This is a genomic window from Syntrophomonas sp. UBA5494, from assembly GCF_002426325.1.
On the sequence record NZ_DIPG01000119.1, the window covers coordinates 396 to 1,032 of the forward strand.

The following is a 637-nucleotide window of genomic DNA, read 5'->3' on the forward strand; positions in this document are numbered from 1 at the left end:
ACACCATCCTACAATCAGGACATAATTCGACATTTGCCACTTCTCACTGTCAGCCACATCATAATAATGAAAATTCGCTGAAAGCACGCTAAGCGGAACTTAAATCATTGAGTCTGAGGCTGGAATTCAATGCGTTTTTTGAGGACCACTATTAAGGAATCTTTTCGCCCGGGTTGCTGCCGGCTGGAATGAAGGGGGCATCGAAGTAACTGGATGAATGAGATCTGGAGGAAAGTTTGGGGCGCCTGTCGCCCCTGCCGAACGCACCAAAAAGCAGCCGGCTCATATTATAAGCCGGCTGCTCGCGTCAATGACTGTTTAAGGTTAAAGGTTACATCATGGGAGGCATTCCGCCGCCTCCGCCCATGCCCATACCCTTGTCTTCCATGGGTTTTTCGGTGATGACTGCTTCGGTAGTCAAGACCATGGCGGCAATGCTGGCAGCATTTTGCAATGCGGAGCGGGTTACCTTGGCAGGGTCGATAATCCCGGCCTTGATCATATTTTCGTATTCATTGGTCAAAGCGTTGTAACCAATGCCGGTTTCGGAGTTACGTACTTTCTCAACCACCACGGAGCCCTCTTTGCCTGCGTTGTTAGCAATCTGGCGCAGCGGTTCTTCCAGGGCTTTCTTGAC

At 50.2% G+C, this 637-nt stretch carries 1 protein-coding gene; it reads right to left on the reverse strand.

What is annotated here, in order from left to right; genetic code table 11:
- Window positions 1-331: 331 nt before the first annotated feature.
- Window positions 332-637, reverse strand: a 306-nt coding sequence (locus B3W37_RS13060; RefSeq protein WP_483176092.1) for a TCP-1/cpn60 chaperonin family protein, incomplete at its 5' end; no start/stop codon positions are given.